The organism is Streptomyces sp. CB01201 (assembly GCF_002803085.1).
Taxonomy (GTDB): Bacteria; Actinomycetota; Actinomycetes; order Streptomycetales; family Streptomycetaceae; genus Streptomyces; species Streptomyces hundungensis.
Genome location: NZ_NNBJ01000003.1, coordinates 293636 through 314154 on the forward strand (window position 1 = coordinate 293636; position 20519 = coordinate 314154).

The 20519-nt window shown below is 72.2% G+C and carries 24 protein-coding genes; 3 read left to right on the forward strand and 21 right to left on the reverse strand.

What is annotated here, in order from left to right; all coding sequences use genetic code 11:
• Nucleotides 1-60: 60 nt before the first annotated feature.
• The 8 genes from CG740_RS09290 to CG740_RS09320 form a co-directional block, all read right to left on the reverse strand.
• Nucleotides 61-885, reverse strand: a complete 825-nt coding sequence (locus tag CG740_RS09290; protein WP_100574526.1) for a DsbA family protein — start codon at nt 883-885, stop codon at nt 61-63.
• Nucleotides 886-969: 84 nt separating this feature from the next.
• A complete protein-coding gene (trpA, locus tag CG740_RS09295; protein WP_100574527.1) occupies nt 970-1785 on the reverse strand; it encodes a tryptophan synthase subunit alpha in 816 nt (271 codons plus the stop codon).
• Nucleotides 1782-3077, reverse strand: coding sequence for a tryptophan synthase subunit beta (gene trpB, locus CG740_RS09300; RefSeq protein ID WP_100574528.1), 1296 nt, complete (start codon nt 3075-3077; stop codon nt 1782-1784). The genes trpA and trpB overlap by 4 nt, the downstream gene beginning before the upstream one ends.
• A gap of 174 nt (nt 3078-3251) precedes the next feature.
• The gene (gene trpM, locus CG740_RS41850) at nt 3252-3407 is read right to left on the reverse strand and encodes a tryptophan biosynthesis modulator TrpM (RefSeq protein WP_376208002.1); all 156 of its coding nucleotides are present in this window, start codon (nt 3405-3407) and stop codon (nt 3252-3254) included.
• Between the two features lie 3 nt (nt 3408-3410).
• The gene (gene trpC / locus CG740_RS09305) at nt 3411-4220 is read right to left on the reverse strand and encodes an indole-3-glycerol phosphate synthase TrpC (RefSeq protein WP_100574529.1); all 810 of its coding nucleotides are present in this window, start codon (nt 4218-4220) and stop codon (nt 3411-3413) included.
• 165 nt (nt 4221-4385) lie between these two features.
• Complete coding sequence (locus CG740_RS09310; protein WP_100574704.1) at nt 4386-4973, reverse strand: DUF2752 domain-containing protein; 588 nt, start codon at nt 4971-4973, stop codon at nt 4386-4388.
• Nucleotides 4974-5046: 73 nt separating this feature from the next.
• Complete coding sequence (locus CG740_RS09315; protein ID WP_100574530.1) at nt 5047-5316, reverse strand: HGxxPAAW family protein; 270 nt, start codon at nt 5314-5316, stop codon at nt 5047-5049.
• Nucleotides 5317-5482: 166 nt separating this feature from the next.
• Entirely contained in the window at nt 5483-6142 is a 660-nt protein-coding gene (locus CG740_RS09320; RefSeq protein ID WP_100574531.1) for a TIGR02234 family membrane protein, read from the reverse strand.
• A gap of 350 nt (nt 6143-6492) precedes the next feature.
• Between CG740_RS09320 and CG740_RS09325 the strand changes: the two genes are divergently transcribed.
• A complete protein-coding gene (locus CG740_RS09325) occupies nt 6493-7710 on the forward strand; it encodes a S53 family peptidase (RefSeq protein WP_100574532.1) in 1218 nt (405 codons plus the stop codon).
• Here CG740_RS09325 and CG740_RS09330 read toward each other — a convergent pair.
• Together CG740_RS09330 and hisI are read right to left on the reverse strand one after the other, a co-directional pair.
• Nucleotides 7700-9184 (reverse strand): anthranilate synthase component I, encoded by a 1485-nt coding sequence (locus tag CG740_RS09330; protein WP_100574533.1) that lies wholly within the window; start codon nt 9182-9184, stop codon nt 7700-7702. The genes CG740_RS09325 and CG740_RS09330 overlap by 11 nt on opposite strands.
• Before the next feature lie 2 nt (nt 9185-9186).
• On the reverse strand, nt 9187-9537 hold the full coding sequence (gene hisI, locus CG740_RS09335; protein ID WP_100574534.1) for a phosphoribosyl-AMP cyclohydrolase: 351 nt from the start codon (nt 9535-9537) through the stop codon (nt 9187-9189).
• Between the two features lie 83 nt (nt 9538-9620).
• On the opposite strand from hisI, the gene CG740_RS09340 reads away from it, so the two are divergent.
• Nucleotides 9621-10253 carry a TIGR03085 family metal-binding protein gene (locus CG740_RS09340; protein ID WP_100574535.1) on the forward strand — a complete coding sequence of 211 codons (633 nt, stop codon included), beginning with the start codon at nt 9621-9623 and terminating at the stop codon, nt 10251-10253.
• A 24-nt stretch (nt 10254-10277) separates the two neighbouring features.
• On the opposite strand, the gene CG740_RS09345 is transcribed toward CG740_RS09340, so the two are convergent.
• The 11 genes from CG740_RS09345 to hisD form a co-directional block, all read right to left on the reverse strand.
• Complete coding sequence (locus CG740_RS09345; RefSeq protein WP_100574536.1) at nt 10278-11519, reverse strand: MFS transporter; 1242 nt, start codon at nt 11517-11519, stop codon at nt 10278-10280.
• A gap of 25 nt (nt 11520-11544) precedes the next feature.
• Nucleotides 11545-12132: a winged helix-turn-helix domain-containing protein gene (locus tag CG740_RS09350; RefSeq protein WP_100574537.1), complete on the reverse strand. Its 588-nt coding sequence runs from the start codon at nt 12130-12132 to the stop codon at nt 11545-11547.
• Nucleotides 12133-12344: 212 nt separating this feature from the next.
• The gene (locus tag CG740_RS09355; protein WP_100574538.1) at nt 12345-12725 is read right to left on the reverse strand and encodes a hypothetical protein; all 381 of its coding nucleotides are present in this window, start codon (nt 12723-12725) and stop codon (nt 12345-12347) included.
• Nucleotides 12726-12878: 153 nt separating this feature from the next.
• Nucleotides 12879-13634, reverse strand: a complete 756-nt coding sequence (hisF, locus tag CG740_RS09360) for an imidazole glycerol phosphate synthase subunit HisF (RefSeq protein WP_100574539.1) — start codon at nt 13632-13634, stop codon at nt 12879-12881.
• Entirely contained in the window at nt 13631-14035 is a 405-nt protein-coding gene (locus CG740_RS09365; RefSeq protein WP_100574540.1) for a RidA family protein, read from the reverse strand. The genes hisF and CG740_RS09365 overlap by 4 nt, the downstream gene beginning before the upstream one ends.
• Nucleotides 14032-14760 carry a bifunctional 1-(5-phosphoribosyl)-5-((5-phosphoribosylamino)methylideneamino)imidazole-4-carboxamide isomerase/phosphoribosylanthranilate isomerase PriA gene (gene priA / locus CG740_RS09370; protein WP_100574541.1) on the reverse strand — a complete coding sequence of 243 codons (729 nt, stop codon included), beginning with the start codon at nt 14758-14760 and terminating at the stop codon, nt 14032-14034. Before priA ends, CG740_RS09365 begins: the two co-directional genes overlap by 4 nt.
• A complete protein-coding gene (gene hisH, locus CG740_RS09375) occupies nt 14760-15404 on the reverse strand; it encodes an imidazole glycerol phosphate synthase subunit HisH (protein WP_100574542.1) in 645 nt (214 codons plus the stop codon). The genes priA and hisH overlap by 1 nt, the downstream gene beginning before the upstream one ends.
• Nucleotides 15401-15565 carry a hypothetical protein gene (locus CG740_RS40280; protein WP_199846383.1) on the reverse strand — a complete coding sequence of 55 codons (165 nt, stop codon included), beginning with the start codon at nt 15563-15565 and terminating at the stop codon, nt 15401-15403. Before CG740_RS40280 ends, hisH begins: the two co-directional genes overlap by 4 nt.
• A gap of 3 nt (nt 15566-15568) precedes the next feature.
• The gene (gene hisB, locus CG740_RS09380; protein ID WP_100574543.1) at nt 15569-16162 is read right to left on the reverse strand and encodes an imidazoleglycerol-phosphate dehydratase HisB; all 594 of its coding nucleotides are present in this window, start codon (nt 16160-16162) and stop codon (nt 15569-15571) included.
• Nucleotides 16159-17265: a histidinol-phosphate transaminase gene (locus CG740_RS09385; RefSeq protein ID WP_100574544.1), complete on the reverse strand. Its 1107-nt coding sequence runs from the start codon at nt 17263-17265 to the stop codon at nt 16159-16161. Before CG740_RS09385 ends, hisB begins: the two co-directional genes overlap by 4 nt.
• Complete coding sequence (gene hisD, locus CG740_RS09390; RefSeq protein WP_100574545.1) at nt 17262-18593, reverse strand: histidinol dehydrogenase; 1332 nt, start codon at nt 18591-18593, stop codon at nt 17262-17264. The genes CG740_RS09385 and hisD overlap by 4 nt, the downstream gene beginning before the upstream one ends.
• Before the next feature lie 154 nt (nt 18594-18747).
• Between hisD and CG740_RS09395 the strand changes: the two genes are divergently transcribed.
• Nucleotides 18748-20352 carry an oxidoreductase gene (locus CG740_RS09395; protein ID WP_100574546.1) on the forward strand — a complete coding sequence of 535 codons (1605 nt, stop codon included), beginning with the start codon at nt 18748-18750 and terminating at the stop codon, nt 20350-20352.
• Nucleotides 20353-20519 lie beyond the last annotated feature (167 nt).

Below are 20519 nucleotides of genomic sequence, written 5' to 3' on the forward strand. Positions count from 1 at the left end.
GCCGGGCGGGCGCAGCGGCAACCCGCCCGGCAACTTATGAGTAACGAGAGGCCCCCGACCTCAGGAGGCCGGACTCGCCTTTCCGGCCGGCTTGCCCTTGTTCGCCGCGGCCACCCACTTCTTCAGGTTGGCCGGAGTGATCTGCTCACTGCCCTTGGCAGGGAAGATCGCCTCGCCGTTGAGCTGCACGGTCGGCGTGCCGTTGAACTTGCCCGCCTGGAACGCCTCGTTGGACTTCACGACCCAGCTGTTGTGCGTGCCGTTCTCGACGCAGGAGCGGAAGGCGGGCGTGTCGAGGCCGGGCACCTTCTTGGCCAGATCGAGCAGCTTGGCGTTGTCCGCGTACGCGTCGTCCATCTCGTCGGGCTGGTTGGTGTAGAGCACGTCGTGGTAGGCGGAGAACTTCCCCGCGTCCTGCGCGCAGCCCGCCGCGTTGGCCGCGTGGAGCGAGCCGCTGCCGCGGGTCTTGTCGTCGATGAGGGTGGCCAGGTGGTACTGGACGCGGATCTGGCCGCTGTTCTCCAGCTCGTGGATGGTCGAGCGGAAGCCGTTCTCGAACGCGGCGCAGGCCGGGCAGCGGAAGTCCTCCCACACCGTGAGGGTGGACGGGGCGTCGGCGGCGCCGACCGGGATGGCCAGGCTGTCCTTCTCGTCGGCTCCGGTGGGCGCCACGACCGGGCCGTTGGTCGCGGAGTTCTTGGCGCTGTCGCCGCCGCCCGCGTTGGCGGCGATCACGCCGATCACGGCGGCGAGGGCCAGCACGCCCACCACGGCACCGGCCACGATCAGCTGCCGCCGGCGGCGCTCGCCCGCCTTGTGCTGCTCACGTTCTTGGACGAGCCGGTCGCGCGCGGCCCTTTTCGCATCGGGGTTCTTGTCACTCACACCCGCAGCAACGAACCGGGGAGGCACGCTCGTGCCTCCCCGGTCCCACTTCCACCCGTACGGGTTAGCTGTGCGAAGCCCGCGCTACGACGCCCTGCGAACGCCTTCGGCCAGCTCGGCCGCCAGTTCCCGTACCGCGGTGAGGCCCGCCGCGTGATCGGGGGCGTCCAGCATGCGCTTGACGAAGGCCGAGCCGACGATCACGCCGTCGGCGAAGGCCGCGACCTCCTTGGCCTGGACCGCGTTGGAGACGCCCAGGCCGACACAGACCGGGAGTTCGGTGGTGGCCCGGGTCCGGGCGACCAGGTCCTCGGCCGAGGCGCCGACCGACTCCCGGGTGCCCGTGACGCCCATCAGCGAGGCCGCGTACACGAATCCGGAACCGGCCGCCGTGATCTCGGCGAGGCGCTCGTCGCGGCTGCTGGGGGCGACCACGAAGACCGTGCCGAGGCCGTGCTTGTCGGCGTGCTCGCGCCACAGCGCGGACTCCTGGACCGGCAGGTCGGGCAGGATGCAGCCGGCGCCGCCCGCCTCGGCCAGCTCGGCGGTGAAGCGCTCCACGCCGTAGCGGTCGATGGGGTTCCAGTACGTCATGACCAGGACCGGCTTGCCGCTGGCCGCGTGGGCCTCGCGGACCGTGCGCAGCACGTCGGCGATCTTCACGCCGCCCTTGAGGGCGATGTCGTCGGCGGTCTGGATGACCGGTCCGTCCAGGACCGGGTCGCTGTGCGGCAGGCCCACCTCGACGATGTCGGCGCCGCCGTCGAAGACGGCCTTGGCCGCCTCGATCCCGCCGTCGACGGTCGGGAAGCCGGCGGGCAGATAGGCGACGAGCGCGGCCCGGTTCTCGGCCTTCGCCTTGGCGAGGGTGTCGCTCAACAGCTGTACGTTCCCGCTCACTTGGCGTCTCCCTCGATCTCGGCGAAGCCGGCCGCGTCGGCGGCGACCTCGGTGTCGGCGTCGCTTCCGTACAGGCCGAAGTAGCGCGCGGCGGTGTCCATGTCCTTGTCGCCGCGGCCGGACAGGTTGATCAGGATCAGGCCGTCCTTGCCGAGCTCCCTGCCGACGTCGAGCGCGCCCGCGAGCGCGTGCGCCGACTCGATCGCCGGGATGATGCCCTCGGTGCGCGAGAGCAGCCGCAGGGCCTGCATCGCCGCGTCGTCGGTGACCGCGCGGTACTCGCCGCGGCCGATGTCCTTGAGGTAGGAGTGCTCGGGGCCGATGCCCGGGTAGTCCAGGCCCGCCGAGATCGAGTAGGGCTCGGTGATCTGGCCCTCCTCGTCCTGGAGGACGTAGCTGCGCGAGCCGTGCAGGATGCCGGGCTCGCCCGCGGTCAGGGTCGCCGCGTGCTCGCCGGTCTCGACGCCGTGGCCGGCGGGTTCGCAGCCGATGAGGCGCACGGAGGCGTCCGGGATGAAGGCGTGGAACAGGCCGATCGCGTTGGAGCCGCCGCCGACGCAGGCCACGGCCGCGTCGGGCAGACGTCCGGCCCGCTCCAGGATCTGGCGTCGGGCCTCGACGCCGATGACGCGGTGGAAGTCGCGGACCATCGCGGGGAAGGGGTGGGGGCCGGCGACCGTACCGAAGAGGTAGTGGGTGCGGTCGACGTTGGCGACCCAGTCGCGGAACGCCTCGTTGATGGCGTCCTTGAGGGTGCGGCTGCCGGAGGCGACCGGAACGACCTCGGCGCCGAGCATCCGCATCCGGGCCACGTTCAGGGCCTGGCGCTGGGTGTCGATCTCACCCATGTAGATGGTGCATTCGAGGCCGAACAGGGCGCAGGCGGTGGCGGTGGCGACGCCGTGCTGGCCGGCGCCGGTCTCGGCGATGACGCGGGTCTTGCCCATGCGCTTGGTGAGCAGCGCCTGGCCGAGCACGTTGTTGATCTTGTGCGAGCCGGTGTGGTTGAGGTCCTCGCGCTTGAGGAACACCCGGGCGCCGCCCGCGTGTTCGGCGAAGCGGGGCACCTCGGTCAGGGCGCTGGGCCGGCCGGTGTAGTTGACCATCAGGTCGTTGAGCTCGGCGGCGAAGGCCGGATCGTGCTTGGCCTTGTCGTACTCGACGGCCACCTCGTCCACCGCGGCGACCAGGGCCTCGGGGATGAACTTGCCGCCGAACGCGCCGAAGTACCCTTCGGCGCTGGGGACTTGACCCTCGGGGTCGGGTACGAAGAAGTCGTTCTCGTTGGGCATGCGGATACCTCACGGGGGCGGTTGGGCCCCGGTCCTGGGTTGGCTCGGGAAGCGGATGCGCCCAGGCGCCGCAGGTGATCACGGAAGTGCGCGACTACGGCCCGTACGGGGCTGGTCGCGCCCGTGCGACGACATCGCACAGGTCACTTCCCCGCGCCCCTTCGGGGGCGCGGCTCACGCGGCGCTCGGGCCGCCGGGCCATCGCATGCCGTTGACCTGGCCCGGCTCCGAGCCGATGACATAGCGCACACGCCGTCCGTGCACCCGGCGCGCCGGGGCGCGGCAGCCGCGGGGGCGGCAGCCGGGTGCGAGGCGGACGGAGAGGGCCATGGGTCAGCCGCGGCCGTGGCGCAGGGCGGGGTGGGCGCCGGCGGCGACCAGGTCGGCGACGGCCGCGCGGGGGTCCTTGCCGGTGACCAGGGACTCGCCGACCAGCACGGCGTCGGCGCCCGCGTTGGCGTACGCGATGAGGTCGTGCGGGCCGCGGACGCCGGACTCGGCGATCTTCACGATGTGGTCCGGGATCTCCGGGGCGACCCGGTCGAACGTGCCGCGGTCGACCTTGAGGTCCTTCAGATTGCGCGCGTTGACGCCGATGATCTTGGCGCCCGCCTCGACGGCCCGGTCGACCTCGTCCTCGTCGTGCACCTCGACCAGCGGCGTGAGCCCGATCGACTCGGCGCGCTCGATCAGCGACTCCAGGGCCGGCTGGTCCAGGGCGGCGACGATGAGCAGCGCCAGGTCGGCGCCGTACGCGCGGGCCTCCCACAGCTGGTAGGCGGTGACGATGAAGTCCTTGCGCAGGACCGGGATGTCGACCTTGGCGCGGACGGCCTCCAGGTCGGCGAGCGAGCCCCCGAAGCGGCGCTGTTCGGTCAGCACGGAGATGACGGACGCGCCGCCCGCCTCGTAGTCGGCGGCGAGCGCGGCCGGGTCGGCGATGGCGGCGAGCGCGCCCTTGGAGGGGCTGGAGCGCTTGACCTCGCAGATGACCTTGACGCCTTCGCCGCGCAGAGCCGCGACGCCGTCACGGGCGGCCGGCGCCTTGGCGGCGCGCTCCTTGAGCTCGTCGAGGCTGACCCGTGCCTGCCGCTCTGCGAGGTCGGCGCGGACGCCTTCGATGATCTCGTCGAGCACACTCACGCGAGCGGCCCCCTTCCGGGACGGTGATGTCGGTCAGAACGAGGGTGACCTTCAGTAGCGGTCACGATCAGCCATGACGATGGTATCCGCACCGGGCCCGAGGGCTCGCATCCGGTTGCGCGGCGTCCCAATAATTGGGACGTCACCTGCGGGTTTATCGGTCCGTCATGGCGCGAGTACGGAGCCGAACGGCAGATTCCGGACCACCGAGAAGATCACTACGGCGGCCCCGACGAGCCACCACTGGCGGTCGCTCGGCGCGATCCGCAACGGCAGGCCTCGGGCCGAGCGGACGGCCCACAGGACCCAGCACACGCTGAAGAGCAGATAGCCGGTGACGGCCATCGCGTTGGCGTGCAGCGCCGCCGCGAAGTGCCCCGTGATGAAGTCGTGGGCGCTGCGCAGCCCGCCGCAGCCGGGGCAGTAGAGGCCGGTGAACCGGTACAGCGGGCAGACCGGGTAGTGGCCCGGCTCGTTCGGGTCCACCAGACCCACGTACGCGAAGGCCGAGGCCACCGCGCCGAGCGTGCCGAGCGGCACCAGGAGCCTGCGCAGCGGGCTGCCGGCCGGGGCGGCCGGGCGCGGCGGGGCGGCGGAGTGGGCCGGGTGCACGGGCGCGGCGAAGTGGGCCGGGTTCGCCGCGGCGGCCGGGTGTGCGGGGGCCGCCGGGTTCGGCGGGGCGGCCGGGTACGCCGGGGGTGCGGGGGCCGCCGGGTTCGGCGGGGCGGCCGGGTTCGGGTGGGGTGCGTCCACGGGGCGATTGTCGCCGTTCACAGGGAAAGGCGCAGCCCCTGAGGGGCTGCGCCTTGCGCGGTGGCTCAGGGATTCAGCCGACCTGGGCCTCAAGGCGGGCGCGCACCTTGGCGGCCGCGTCCTCGCGCATGCGCTGGATCTCGGGCGTGTCCTTCGGGGTGCCGAGGCCGGCCATCTTCATGATCCCGCCGACGACGGCGGCGATGCCGAGGAGTGCGATGCCGGCCCAGAAGCCCACCGGGTTGGCGGCCACTATGAAGACGCAGGTCACGCAGAATCCGATGAAGGCAATGATGACACCGGTCCAGGCTGCCGGGGTGTGGCCGTGGCCGCTCTTCGCCATGGGGGTTGCTCCTCGTAGGTGTTTCCGTGTTGTCGGCGTTGTCGTCGTCGGCGCTGCCGGCGATGTCACCGGCTCGGTTTCGGCGACGTGTCGCTTCGGCCGCTGTCGTCGAACCCGACGCTCGCTGCCATTGTCCCGCACGGGAATGGGTGGGTGAGTGCGGGGGTCAGCTCTCGCGCGTCGGGTCCTCGCCGCGGTCGAGCGCCTTCCAGAGTTCCTCGGGGCGCTCGGGGTCGGGGGCGGTGCGCGCCTTGCGCGGGCGGGGGGTGCCGTCGCGCTCGTAGCGGCCGCCCATCGCGGGCCAGGCCGCGCCGAAGCGGAGCGCGAGGAGTCCGGCGAGCAGCAGCAGGGCGCCGCCGACGATGGCGACGTAGGGCCAGCCGGTGTGGGTGAGCGCGCCGGCGGTGGCGGCCGCGTCGCCGCTGGCCTTGGCCGCCTTCTCGTCCAGGGCCGCGCTGTCGCCGATGCCGAGCCAGGCGGTCGCGGCGGCGCCGGCGCCGCTGAGGGTGAGCAGCGCGGAGACGATGATCCGGCCGGCGCCGCGTACCGCGAAGACCGCGACCAGGGCGGCGAGCCCGACGATCGCGAGGGCGGAGGGAACCCCGGTGGTGGCGCCGCCGGTTGCATCGAGCGGCAGCGCGCCGCCACCGACGACGGAGGCGTTGCCGCGCGTCCAGACCTGGCCGGAGGCCAGGAGGACGACGGCGGCGCCGACGGCTCCGGCGAGCAGAGCGACGGCCAGGCTGCTGCGGCCGCCGCCGCGGGCGGACGGCGCGGCGGCTTCGGCACGGGGCTGGGGTACGGATGCGGCACTCACGTACTCCACTATCGCCTGCGGGCGCCTCGAACCCTCACCCGGGGGCCGCCTCGCGGCGGCGGGGGCGGCGCCGGGCACCGGCCGGGCGGGGCCGGGAACCGGCTGCGCCCGGGGCACGCGGCACCAAGGGCGGGCAAGCGCTCGGCCATCGAACAACCATCGGGCTCCCTCGAACCGCCCGCGAACTGTTCCCGAACGGGCCGTGAAGGCAAAGCGGCGATAGAGATTCCGGCGCGCTCCTTGTTGGCATGGCCCAGTCAGCCTAGGTTCACCGCCGGTCCGGGTCGCGCACCACGCGGCGCGGCCGGCCCAGCGCACCCGCACGACTCCAGGTTCACCCACCACACGGAGGCAGTAAGTTGCGCAGATCCCTCTCCCCCACCGCCCTGGCCGCCACCTTGGCCGCGGCAGCGCTCGCCCTGGCCACTCCCCTCGCCCAGGCAGCGACCCCTTCCACCGACGCACACGTCACCACCGTGCGCTCCTGTGCGGCCCCGACGCGACTGGACGTCATGGCGTGCAAGGCGCTGAAGGTGACCGGCGGCACGGTGAAGTCCGCCGGCGCCGAACGCGCCCTCACCGGCGCCGCCGCACCGTCGGGCTACGGCCCGTCGTCGCTCCAGTCCGCCTACAAGTTGCCCTCGTCGAGCGCCGGTTCCGGCCGTACGGTCGCGATCGTCGACGCCTACGACGACCCCAACGCGGCGGCCGACCTCGCCAAGTACCGCTCCCAGTACGGGCTTCCGGCCTGCACCGTGGCCAACGGCTGCTTCAAGAAGGTCGGTCAGACCGGCACGTCGACGCTGCCGGGCGCGGACGCCGGCTGGGCCGAGGAGATATCCCTCGACCTCGACATGGTCAGCGCGGCCTGCCCGAACTGCAAGATCCTGCTCGTCGAGGCCAAGTCCGCCTCGATGGCGAACCTGGGCACGGCCGTCAACACGGCCGTCTCGCTCGGCGCCAAGTACGTCTCCAACAGCTACGGCGGCGGCGAGTCGTCCTCGGACACGTCCTACGACAGCCAGTACTTCAACCACCCGGGCGTCGCCATCACCGTGAGCTCCGGTGACGGCGGCTACGGCACCGAGTACCCGGCGGCCTCCCGCTATGTCACCGCGGTCGGCGGCACCTCGCTCAACTCGTCCTCCAACAGCCGGGGTTGGACCGAGAGCGTGTGGAGCGGAGCCGGTTCCGGCTGCTCCGCGTACGACGCGAAGCCGAGCTGGCAGAAGGACACCGGCTGCTCGAAGCGGACCGTCGCGGACGTCTCGGCGGTCGCCGACCCGAACACGGGTGTCGCGGTGTACGACACCTACGGCGGCGACCCGGGCTGGGAGGTGTTCGGCGGCACCAGCGCGTCCTCGCCGCTGATCGCCGCGGTGTACGCGCTGGCGGGCGTCCCGTCCTCGGGCTCCACGCCGGCCTCGTTCCCGTACGCCCACACCGGTTCGCTCAACGATGTGACGAGCGGCTCGAACGGCAGCTGCTCGCCGGCCTACCTGTGCAAGGGAGGCAGCGGCTACGACGGCCCGTCGGGGCTCGGCACCCCGAACGGGACCGCCGCGTTCACCGGCTGAGCCGGTTGGCCGTGTTGACCGCGCGCAGGACGGCGGCCGCCTTGTTGCGGCACTCGTCGTCCTCCGCCACCGGGTCGGAGTCGGCGACCACGCCGGCTCCGGCCTGCACATACGCGGTGCCGTCCCGCAGCAGGGCGGTACGGATCGCGATCGCGGTGTCGGAGTCCCCGGCGAAGTCGAGGTAGCCGACACAGCCGCCGTAGAGCCCGCGGCGGCCGGGCTCCAGCTCCTCGATGATCTGCATCGCGCGGGGCTTGGGCGCACCGGAGAGCGTGCCGGCCGGGAAGCAGGCCGTCAGGACGTCGAACGCGGTGCGTCCCTCGGCGACCCGGCCGGTCACCGTCGACACGATGTGCATCACATGGGAGTACCGCTCGATCGACATGAAGTCCACGACCTCCACCGAACCCGGCTCGCACACGCGGCCCAGGTCGTTGCGGCCGAGGTCGACGAGCATGAGGTGCTCGGCGCGCTCCTTGGGATCGGCCAGGAGCTCGTCGGCGAGCGCCTGGTCGCGCTGCGGGGTGGCGCCGCGCGGCCGGGTCCCGGCGATCGGGTGCAGCATCGCCCGCCCGTCCTCCACCTTGACGAGGGCCTCGGGGCTGGAGCCGACGACGTCGAAGCCGTCGAACCGGAACAGGTACATGTACGGCGACGGGTTGGTGGCGCGCAGCACCCGGTAGACGTCCAACGCGCTTGCGCGGCACGGCGTTTCGAAGCGCTGCGAGGGCACGACCTGGAAGGCCTCGCCGGCCCGGATGCGCTCCTTGATGTCCTCGACGGCGTCCTGGTAGGCCGGGCCGCCCCACAGCGCGGTGTACTCGGGCAGCTCGGACGGGGGAAGGGCGACCGGCGCGTACTCGGCGGGCTTGGCGAGGTCGGCCTCCATCGCGTCGAGCCGGGCCACCGCGTCCTCGTACGCCTCGTCCACGCCGGTGTCGAGGTCGTTGTGGTTGATCGCGTTGGCGATCAGCAGGACCGAGCCGTCCCAGTGGTCGAGCACCGCGAGGTCCGAGGTGAGCAGCATGGTCAGCTCGGGCAGCCGGAGGTCGTCGCCGCCGTGCTCGCCGATCTTCTCCAGGCGCCGCACGATGTCGTAGCCGAGGTAGCCGACCATTCCGCCGGTGAAGGGCGGCATCCCGGCCACCAGGTCGCGCGGGGTGTGCAGGGCCTCGACGGTGGCCCTCAGGGCCGCCAGAGGATCACCCGAAGTGGGGACCCCGACCGGCGGTGTACCGAGCCAGTGGGCCTCGCCGTCGCGCACGGTGAGGGTCGCGTCCGACCGTACGCCGACGAAGGAGTACCGCGACCAGGTGCGGCCGTTCTCGGCCGATTCCAGGAGGAAGGTGCCGGGCCGCTCGGCGGCGAGCTTGCGGTACAGGCCGACCGGGGTGTCGCCGTCCGCGAGGAGGCGGCGGTGGACCGGGATGACCCGGCGGTCGACGGCGAGCTTGCGGAAGGTGTCGAGGTCCATGACTACTTCCCGAGGTCGAGTACGTCGGCGTCGAAGCAGGTGCGGTCCCCGGTGTGGCAGGCCGCGCCCACCTGGTCCACCTTGACCAGGACGGTGTCCGCGTCGCAGTCCAGGGCGACCGACTTCACGTGCTGGACGTGCCCCGAGGTGTCCCCCTTGACCCAGTACTCCTGACGGCTGCGCGACCAGTACGTGCAGCGGCCGGTGGTCAGGGTGCGGTGCAGGGCCTCGTCGTCCATCCAGCCGAGCATGAGCACCTCGCCGGTGTCGTACTGCTGGGCGATGGCCGGGACCAGACCATCCGCGCCGCGCTTGAGGCGGGCGGCGATGGCGGGGTCGAGATTGCTGGTCATGCCCCTATTCTGCCGTGGCCGCGAGGGCTTCCGGGCGGTGCGTCCACTGTCCGGACGACCCCGGCGGCCGTACGCTGGCGGACATGTCGACCCATGCCAAACGTGAACGGCTTCTGCTCGCCGACCTGTTGGAGGCGGCGGGCCCCGAGGCACCGACCCTCTGCGAGGGCTGGACGGCCCGCGAACTCGCGGCCCATGTGGTGGTGCGCGAGCGCCGCCTGGACGCGGCGGGCGGGATCCTGATCGGCGCGCTCAAGAACCGCCTCGACCGGGTCCAGGCGGAATTCGCCGCCAAGCCGTACGAGGAACTGATCCAGCTGATCCGTACCGGCCCGCCGAAGTTCTCCCCGTACAGCCTCAAGCAGGTCGACGAGGGCGCCAACGCGGTGGAGTTCTATGTGCACGCCGAGGACGTCCGCCGGGCCCAGCCGGACTGGACGCCCCGCGAGCTCGACCCGGTGTTCTCGGACGCGCTGTGGTCCCGCCTGGAGAAGGCGGCCCGGCTGATGGGCCGCAAGTCGCCGGTGGGCATCGTGCTGCGCCGCCCTGACGGCCAGACGGTGGTGGCGCACAAGGGCACCCCGGTGGTCACGGTCACCGGCGCGCCGGGCGAGCTGACGCTGTTCGCGTACGGGCGCCAGGAGGCGGCGCAGGTCGAGATCGAGGGCGAGAAGGAGGCCTCGACCCGGGCCCTGGAGGCGAAGCTCGGGCTCTAGCCGCCGCGAGCACCGCGGCATGGTTCAGCGCGGGAGTTCGGCGCGGCGCAGGTGGCCGGAGGCGAGGCCGATCAGTGCGCCCGTCGCGCACACGCCCGCGCTGGCCACGAACACCGGCTGGGTGCCCCAGATGCCGATGGCCGCGCCCGCCAGCGGGTAGCCCAGCGGTGCGATGCCCATGGTGAACAGGGAGGCCACCGCGGTGACCCGGCCCAGGTAGGCGGGGTCCGTGGCGGTCTGCAACAGGGCCCCGCACAGGGCCCCGCTCAGTCCGGCGAGCAGTCCGATGAGGACCCCGGCGACGGCCGCGAGCGCCACCGAGGGGGCGTAGGCGAGGCCCGCGATGGCCGTCGTGCCGCCGAGCAGGGATGCCGCCAGGACGAGCCCCGCGCGCGGCAGGCGGCCGCGCACCGAGAGCAGCAGCGAGGCGGCACCCGCGCCGGCGCCGAATGCCGCGACGATCCAGCCCATGCCGGCCGCGCCCCACCCCCGCTCCTGGGCGAGCAGGGTGAGTCCGATGTTCAGCGGGGCGGCGAAGCCGAGTTCGCCGACCGCCACGACGAGCATCAAAGGGGCGAGCAGGCGGTGGCGGCGGATGTAGCGAAGCCCGTCGGTGAGCTCGCGCAGCGGCGGCCCCTGCGCCTTCCGGCCGTCACCTTCGAGCCGGGCCATCCGGACCCGCACGAGCAGGACGGTCGACACCGCGAACAGGGCGCCCGCCGTGGCGAAGGTGGCCGTGGTGCCGCCGAGCGCCACGGCGAGCCCGCCGAGCGGGGCCCCGGTGATGTTGGCGACCCGTGCGGCGAGCCCCTTCAGCCCCTGCACCCGGGCCAGCTCGCCGGGTCCGGTGATCCGGGGCGGCAGCGCGCCGAGGGCGGGGAGCAGCACCGCGTCCACGGCGCCGAAGACGAGGGCGAGCACGATCAGGAGCCACAGGTGCGGGCCCGTGAGCAGCAGGGCCGCCGCCATGGCCAGGATGATCACGCTGCGGGCCGCGTCGCTGCCGATGACGACCCGGCGCGGCCCGAACCGGTCGGCGATGACGCCTCCGCCGAGCATGAGCAGCGCCCGGGGCACCGCGCCGACCGCGAGCACGAGCCCGGCCTGCCCCGCGCTCCCGGAGCGGGCCGCGGCCCAGGACAGCGCCATGTAGTACACGCTGTCGCCGACGAGCGAGAGGGTGTACGCGGCGAGCCACCGCAGCACATTGCCGTCCCGGTGGGCCGGGCGGGCGGGGGCCGGCGGTATGAGGGTGGTGACGGTCATGGCGGAACCTCTCCGACGGGCAGGGTCAGACACGGAAGGGGAAGCCGTACAGGTGGACCGCGACGTGTTCGCGGTCCGCGCCGTCGCCGGCCTTCGCCGCCGCCTCGCCGCGCTCCTTGAACTTCTCCAGGACGGCGCCCAACTCCTCCTCCATCTCCCGCACTTCGGCCGGGTTGAGCGAGACGGCGTACTCGCTGCTGAACGAGGCGCCGGTCCACTCGGCGCTCCAGGCCGCCATCTCGTCGAGGAAGGCCCGGTACAGCTCCATCCGCTGCTCGACCAGGAGCCGGGTCACGGAGGTGTGGACGGCCACCTTCTCCGGGGCGTCCTTGAAGTCCTCGTGGCGGTAGCTGACCCCGTCCGAGGCGGGCCGCCACCAGCGCTCCCGCCCGTCCTTCCCCTGCGCCCCGGCCTCCTCGATGAGGCCGTGGTCGGCGAGCTTGCGCAGGTGGTAGCTGACGAGGGACACCGCCTCGTCGACCTGGTCGGCGAGCTGGGAGGCGGTGGCGGAGCGGGCGATGTAGAGCGCGCGGTAGAGCTTCATGCGCAGGGGGTGGCCGAACGCCTTGAGCGTGTCGACGTCGGTGATCCTGCGATTGCCTTGGGCTGCCATGCATCCAGGCTAGATAGGAAAGAAAACTTGCGCAATATAAGTTGCGCAACAAATGCTGCGCGTCTCGGTACGCTCGGTGCGAAGGATGCGTGGCTCGGTTCGGGGTGGAGCAGGATGCCGGTGGCCACGGTCGCTCTCATCGCGCTCAGTCGGCGACGCCCGGGCGTCAGTTGTCGGCGTACGCCGTCGGCGAAGCAGGCGTCACGGCTGCGTCACCCGCGGGGGTCGGCGCGAACAAATCCGGCTGGGTCGGCCAGATAGCGGTCGAGGTCCGGGTCTTCGTGGAGTGCGGAGGTCTCGTCGTGGATCCGCCATGCCGGGCCGAGTTCGGTGCGAAGGCAGCCGAGCGCTTGGCGTACCGCCTCGTTGAAGTCGTGGCACTCCGCTGCACGCCACGGTCCCGGGTCCAGGGGGTAATCCCAGTTCAACGACGTGTCGTAGCGATCTATCAGGCTGCTCAGGTCGTCGCGGAGGTGGTGGCTGATCGGCAGTCGGTCCAGATCGACCGCGTACCCCCACGCCTCCTGGTCCTCCGGGGCCGCCCAGAGGACCACGCCTGATCCCGCGTCGAAGAAGAACCTGGCGGTGGGCATGTGGTCGGCCTCTCGCTGTGTGTGTCGGTTCGATCGGCGCTGCGAGGGCGCCGAAAAACCCCGGCCACCGTTACCAGGGCTCAGGGGAGCTCGCGGGATGTCGCGCGGGGCCCGGCACTCTCATGCGTGCCGGGCCCCGCGCGGCGGCCGGGGTCAGCGGACCGGGTGGCCTGCCTTGGCCAGGGATTCCTTGACCTCGGCGATGCGCAGGTCGCCGAAGTGGAAGACCGAGGCGGCCAGGACCGCGTCCGCGCCCGCCGCGATCGCCGGCGGGAAGTGGTCGAGGCGGCCCGCGCCGCCGGAGGCGATCACCGGCACGGTGACATGGCGGCGGACCGCCGCGATCATCTCCGTGTCGTAGCCGTCCTTCGTGCCGTCCGCGTCCATGGAGTTGAGCAGGATCTCCCCCGCCCCCAACTCCGCGGCCCGGTGCGCCCATTCGACCGCGTCGATGCCGGTACCCTTGCGGCCGCCGTGCGTCGTCACCTCGAAGGAGCCGGACTCCGTACGGCGGGCGTCGACCGAGAGGACCAGCACCTGGCGGCCGAAGCGCTCCGCGATCTCGCGGATCAGGTCGGGCCGCGCGATGGCGGCCGTGTTCACGCCCACCTTGTCCGCGCCCGCCCGCAGCAGCTTGTCCACGTCGTCGGCGCTGCGTACGCCGCCGCCGACGGTGAGCGGGATGAAGACCTGCTCCGCCGTGCGGCGCACCACGTCGTAGGTGGTCTCGCGGTTGCCGGAGGACGCCGTGATGTCGAGGAACGTCAGCTCGTCCGCGCCCTCGGCGTCGTACAGCTTGGCCATCTCGACCGGGTCGCCGGCATCGCGCAGGTTCTGGAAGTTGACGCCCTTGACGACCCGGCCGCCGTCCACGTCCAGGCAGGGGATCACCCGTACCGCGAGGGTCATGACGCGGCCGCCGTCCGCCGGTAGGCCTCCACCTCGACCTCGACGACCAGGCTCGGGTCGACGAAGCCGGACACGATCAGCATCGTGGCCGCCGGGCGTACGTCGTCGAACAGCTCCTTGTGGGCGCGGCCCACATCGTCGACGTCCCGGGCATGGGTGATGTACATACGGGTGCGGACCACGTCCTCGCGGCCGAGGCCCAGGGACTCCAGGGCCTTGACGGCGACACCGAAGGCGGTGACGGTCTGCTCGTAGGGGCCGCCCTCGTCGATGCGGCCGTTGACCGTCGACGTGCAACCGGCCACCAGGACAAGGCCGTTCGGGAGCTCCACCGCGCGGGAGTAGCCGAAGCGCTCCTCCCAGGGGGCACCGGAGGAGATCTTGCGGACCTCGTCACTCATGCCGAGACCACCTTCAGCGCCTCTTCCAGCGTGAAGGCCTTCGCGTAGAGGGCCTTGCCGACGATCGCGCCCTCGACGCCCTGCGGGACGAGCGCGGAGATCGCCCGCAGGTCGTCGAGCGAGGAGACGCCGCCCGAGGCGACGACCGGCTTGTCCGTGGCCGCGCAGACGTTCTTCAGGAGTTCCAGGTTGGGGCCCTGGAGCGTGCCGTCCTTGGCGATGTCGGTGACGACGTAGCGCGCGCAGCCCTCGGCGTCCAGGCGGGCGAGCGTCTCGTACAGGTCGCCGCCGTCGCGGGTCCAGCCGCGACCGCGCAGCGTGGTGCCGCGCACGTCGAGGCCGACCGCGATCCGGTCGCCGTACTCGGCGATGACCTTGGCGACCCACTCGGGGGTCTCCAGGGCCGCGGTGCCGAGGTTGACGCGGGTGCAGCCGGTGGCGAGGGCGGCCGCCAGGGAGGCGTCGTCGCGGATGCCGCCGGACAGCTCGACCTTGATGTCCATGGCGCCCGCGACCTCGGCGATCAGGGCGCGGTTGTCGCCGGTGCCGAAGGCCGCGTCCAGGTCGACCAGGTGCAGCCACTCGGCGCCCGAGCGCTGCCAGGCCAGGGCCGCCTCCAGGGGCGAGCCGTAGGAGGTCTCGGAGCCGGACTCGCCGTGGACGAGACGCACGGCCTGGCCGTCGCGGACGTCGACGGCGGGGAGGAGTTCGAGCTTGGGGGCCATCACAGGGTTCCGATCCAGTTGGTGAGCAGCTGGGCTCCGGCGTCGCCGGACTTCTCGGGGTGGAACTGGGTGGCCCACAGGGCGCCGTTCTCCACCGCGGCGACGAACGGCTCGCCGTGGGTGGCCCAACTGACCCTGGGGGCGCGGATCTTGGCGTTGGTGACTTCGAGGCTCCAGTCGTGCACGGCGTAGGAGTGCACGAAGTAGTAGCGGGCCCCGGCGTCCAGGCCGGCGAACAGCTCGCTGTCCTCGGGGGCCTCGACGGTGTTCCAGCCCATGTGCGGCACGACGGGGGCCTTGAGCGGCGAGACGACACCGGGCCACTCGTCGAGGCCCTCGGTCTCCACGCCGTGCTCGATGCCGCGCTCGAAGAGGATCTGCATGCCGACGCAGATGCCCATGACCGGGCGGCCGCCGGAGAGCCGGCGCCCCACGATCCAGTCGCCGCGCGCGTCGCGCAGCCCCTTCATGCAGGCGGAGAAGGCGCCGACGCCGGGGACCAGGAGCCCGTCGGCGTTCATGGCCCGGTCGTAGTCGCGGGTGATCTCCACGTCGGCCCCGACGTGGGCCAGGGCCCGCTCGGCGGAGCGGACGTTGCCGAACCCGTAGTCGAAGACGACGACCTTCTTGGCGGGTGCGCTCATGACCAGACGTCCAGTCGCAGAATGCCGGCGGCCAGGCACATCACGGCGCCGAACGACAGGAGGATGATCAGGCTCTTCGGCATCCCCTGCTTGACGAAGGAGATGATTCCGCCGATCAGGAAGAGGCCGAGCACGATCAGGATGGTGTTGAGACCGTTCATGCTTTACAGGGCACCCTTGGTGGAAGGAAGGATTCCGGCAGCGCGCGGGTCACGCTCGGAGGCATAGCGCAGAGCCCGGGCGAGCGCCTTGAACTGGCACTCGACGACGTGGTGCGCGTTGCGTCCGTACGGTACGTGGATGTGCAGCGCGACCTGCGCCTGGGCCACGAAGGACTCGAAGATGTGCCGGGTCATCGTCGTGTCGTACTCGCCGATCATCGGCGCCATGTTCTCGGGCTCGGTGTGCACGAGGTACGGGCGGCCCGACAGGTCGACGGTCACCTGGGCGAGCGACTCGTCGAGGGGGACGGTGCAGTTGCCGAAGCGGTAGATGCCGACCTTGTCGCCGAGGGCCTGCTTGAAGGCGGCGCCGAGCGCGAGCGCGGTGTCCTCGATGGTGTGGTGGGTGTCGATGTGCAGATCGCCGTCGGTCTTGACCGTGAGGTCGAACAGGCCGTGCCGGCCGAGCTGGTCGAGCATGTGGTCGTAGAAGCCGACGCCCGTGGAGACGTCGACCTTTCCGCTGCCGTCGAGGTCGATCTCGACGAGGACGGACGTCTCCTTGGTGGTGCGTTCCACCCTGCCAACGCGGCTCATGCGCTCTGCTCCTTCTTGAGTTGACGGACCGCGTCGAGGAACGCGTCGTTCTCGGCCGGGGTGCCGGCGGTGACCCGCAGCCGGCCCGGCACTCCGTTGTCCCGGACCAGGACGCCCCGGTCGAGGATCCGCTGCCACATGGCGTGGCTGTCGTCGAAGCGGCCGAACTGGACGAAGTTGGCGTCCGATTCGGTCACCTCGTAGCCGATCGCCCGCAGTTCGCCGACCAGCCGGTCCCGCTCGTCCTTGAGCTGCTCGACATAGCCGAGCAGGGTGTCCGTGTGCTCCAGGGCCGCGAGCGCGGTCGCCTGGGTGACGGCGGACAGGTGGTAGGGCAGGCGGACCAGCTGCACGGCGTCGACCACCGCGGGGTGCGCGGCGAGGTAGCCCAGGCGCAGTCCGGCCGCGCCGAAGGCCTTCGACATGGTCCGCGAGACGACCAGGTTCGGGCGGCCCTCGATGAGCGGGAGCAGCGAGTCGCGGTGGCTGAACTCGACGTACGCCTCGTCCACGATCACCATCGAGGGCCCGGCCGCCTGGGCCGCCTCGTACAGCGCGAGCACCGTCTCGGCGGCGACCGCGGTGCCCGTCGGGTTGTTGGGCGAGGTGATGAAGACGACGTCCGGCGCGTGCTCGGCGACGGCCCGCTCGGCCGCCGCGAGGTCGATGGTGAAGTCCTCGTCGCGGGGGCCGGAGATCCAGCCGGTGCCGGTGCCGCGGGCGATCAGCGCGTGCATCGAGTACGAGGGCTCGAAGCCGATCGCGGTGCGGCCGGGGCCGCCGAAGGTCTGGAGCAGCTGCTGGATGACCTCGTTGGACCCGTTGGCCGCCCAGACGTTCTCGACCGCGACCGGGTGCTTGCCGGTGCGGGTGAGGTACTTGGCCAGCTCGGTGCGCAGCTCCACCGCGTCCCGGTCCGGGTAGCGGTTGAGGCTCCGGGCCGCCTCGGCGACCCGCTCGGCGATCCGCTCGACCAGCGGCTCGGGCAGCGGGTAGGGGTTCTCGTTGGTGTTCAGCTGGACGGGGGTGTCCAACTGGGGTGCCCCGTAAGGGGACTTGCCGCGCAGCTCGTCCCGTACGGGGAGGTCGTCGATGCCTGTCATGCGTTCGGCACCTTCCAGGAGAAGCGGGCCTTGAGCGCCGCCCCGTGCGCCGGCAGGTCCTCGGCCTCGGCGAGGGTCACCACGTGGTGGGCGACCTCGGCGAGCGCGTCGCGGGTGTAGTCGACGATGTGGATGCCGCGCAGGAAGGACTGCACGGACAGGCCCGAGGAGTGGCAGGCGCAGCCGCCGGTGGGCAGGACGTGGTTGGAGCCCGCGCAGTAGTCGCCGAGCGAGACCGGCGCCCAGGGGCCGACGAAGATCGCGCCCGCGTTGCGGACCCGGTCGGCCGCGGCGGCGGCGTCCGCGGTCTGGATCTCCAGGTGCTCGGCGCCGTACGCGTCGACGACCTTGAGGCCGTCCTCCAGCGAGTCGACCAGGACGATCGCGGACTGCCGTCCGGCGAGCGCCGGCTTGATCCGGTCCTCGATGTGCTTGGTCGCCGCGACCTGCGGCTCCAGCTCCTTCTCGACCGCCTCGGCGAGCGCGGGCGAGTCGGTGACCAGGACGGCGGCGGCCAGCGGGTCGTGCTCGGCCTGGCTGATCAGGTCGGCGGCCACGTGCACCGGGTCGGCGGTGTCGTCCGCGAGGACGGCGATCTCGGTCGGGCCCGCCTCGGTGTCGATGCCGATGCGGCCGGTGAAGTAGCGCTTGGCGGCGGCCACCCAGATGTTGCCGGGGCCGGTCACCATGTTGGCGGGCGGGCAGCCGTCGGGGCCCGAGGTGCCGTACGCGAACATCGCGACGGCCTGGGCGCCGCCGACCGCGTACACCTCGTCGATGCCGAGCAGCGCGCAGGCCGCCAGGATCGTGGGGTGCGGCAGGCCGTCGAACTCCCTCTGCGGCGGCGAGGCGAGCGCGATGGAGCCGACGCCGGCCTCCTGCGCCGGGACCACGTTCATGATCACGGAGGACGGGTAGACCGAGCGGCCGCCGGGCGCGTACAGGCCCACGCGCTCGACCGGCACCCACTTCTCGGTGACCGAGCCGCCGCGCACGACCTGGGTGGTGCGGGTGGTGCGGCGCTGGGCGCGGTGGACGATCCTGGCCCGCCGGATCGACTCCTCCAGAGCGGCCCTGACCTGCGGATCCAGCTGGTCGAGAGCGTCCTTGAGGGCCTTGGCCGGCACCCGGACCCGCTCCAGCTTCACGCCGTCGAACTTCTCCGCGTACTCGATCAGCGCCGCCGTGCCGCGATGATGCACGTCCTCGCAGATGGGCCGCACCTTCTCCAGGGCGGCTTCCACGTCGAACTCGGCACGGGGCAGCAGGTCGCGCAGGGCGCCACCCTCGGGGAGGGTGTTGCCGCGCAGATCGATTCGGGAGATCACGTATCCAATTCTCTCAGACGCCCCGGAAGCACTGGACGCCTGTATCAGTGGCTGATACGCAACCCGGGCGTCACACCCTGTCACCCGCGGCCACTAGCGTTCCTCCTGTCAGGGTGGACTCAGCGACTCAGGGTGGACGGCGAGGGGGACGGCATTGACCGAGGCGCCCGATCCGGGTGAGGCACCGGACTGGCTCAGCCCGGCGGAGCTGGGCATGTGGCAGGCCTTCCGCAATGGCAGCACCTACGATCTGCGCACCCGCAATCCGGTGCGCGACGATCCCTTCGCGGTACGGCCCTGGGGCCCCGAGCGCAGCGTGCGGGCCCGGGTGGTGGCGCTGCTCCTGCTGAGCGGGCCGCCCGCGCTGCCGGGCCGGGTCGCGGCCCTGAAGCTGAACGGCGTGCAGATCACCGGCACGCTCAACCTGTCCGGCGGCACGGTCACTCCGTACGTCGAGCTGAACAACTGCCGGTTCGAGAACGAAGTCCTGCTCCCCGAGGCCCACTTCACGACCGTACGCATGGTGAGCTGCGCGATTCCGCGCCTGGAGGCGGCCCGGCTGACCACCGAGGGCGATCTGCACCTGCCGCGCTGCCGGGTCGCGGGCGGCATCCGGCTGACCGACGCGCACATCGGCACCGACCTCCTGCTCAGCCAGGTCGTGGTGCACGCCGACCGCAACGGCCGCTCGATCGCGGCCGACGGGCTCGCGGTCGCGCAGGACCTCCAGGCCGACCTCATCGAGTCGTACGGGGAGCTGAGCCTGCGGGCCGCGAAGATCGGGGTGACCCTGAGCCTGCGCGGCAGCCGCCTGATCAACCCGGACGGCCGGCGCGCGCTCAACGCCCCGCAGCTGACCGTCGAGCGCACCCTGTACCTGACCTCGGCGGCCGTCTACCCGAGCGGCAACCAGGCGGGCACCACTCCCCCGTACGGGACGAACTACACCAACACCCCCATCCGGGGGACCCTGATCCAGCCGTTCGAATGCCGGGGCGGGCTGCGCCTGGACGACGGGCGGTTCGGGGACGCGGTGGACCTGGCGCAGTCCCAGGTGGTGATGACCGACACGCAGGAGCTGTCGCTGCGCCGCATCCAGACGCCGGAGCTGCGCTTCACCGGCCGGCGCCCCGAGCGCGGCAAGGTCGTCCTCTCCGGGGCCCGGGTGGTCAACCTGGTCGACATGGCGGCCAGTTGGCCCGGCCCCGGGCATCTGACGATGAGCGGCTTCGCCTACGAGAACCTCATCCCGATCGGCACCTTCACGCTCGCCCAGCGACTCGGCTGGGTGACCGCGGCGACCCCCGAGTACGCGCCCGAGCCGTACGAGCGCCTGGCCGCGGTGCTGCGCGGCTGCGGTGAGGACGCGGACGCCCGTGAGGTGCTGCTCGCCAAGCAGCGCAGACGCCGCGAGACGCTGCCGCTGGCCGCGAAGGCGTGGGGCGTGCTCCAGGATGTGACGGTGGCGTACGGGTACCGGCCGGGCCGGGCCGCACTGTGGATGGCGGTCCTGTGGGCGGCGGGCACCCTCGCCTTCTCGCACTACGATCCCCGGCCGATCAAGGCCGACGAGCACCCGGACTGGAACGCGGCGCTCTACGCGCTCGACCTCCTCATCCCGGTGGTCAACCTGGGCCAGGACGGCTACTGGAGGCTCTCCGGCGCCTGGCAGTGGGCGGCGGCGCTGCTGATCATGCTGGGCTGGATCCTGGCGACGACCGTGGCCGCGGGCGCCTCCCGGCTGCTGCGGCGGGGCTGACCCGGCGCGGGGCCGCCGGGGGCGTTTTCGCGAGCTCCGCGCGAAGTCTTCACGGGCTCCCCGCGCGGCCGTCCGCGGCTGAATTTGCCGGTCCTTGACCCCGGGTCGTACAACCCTCACCACCGATACGAAAGCTTCACAATGGACCCCCTGGCGCCGCCCCCACC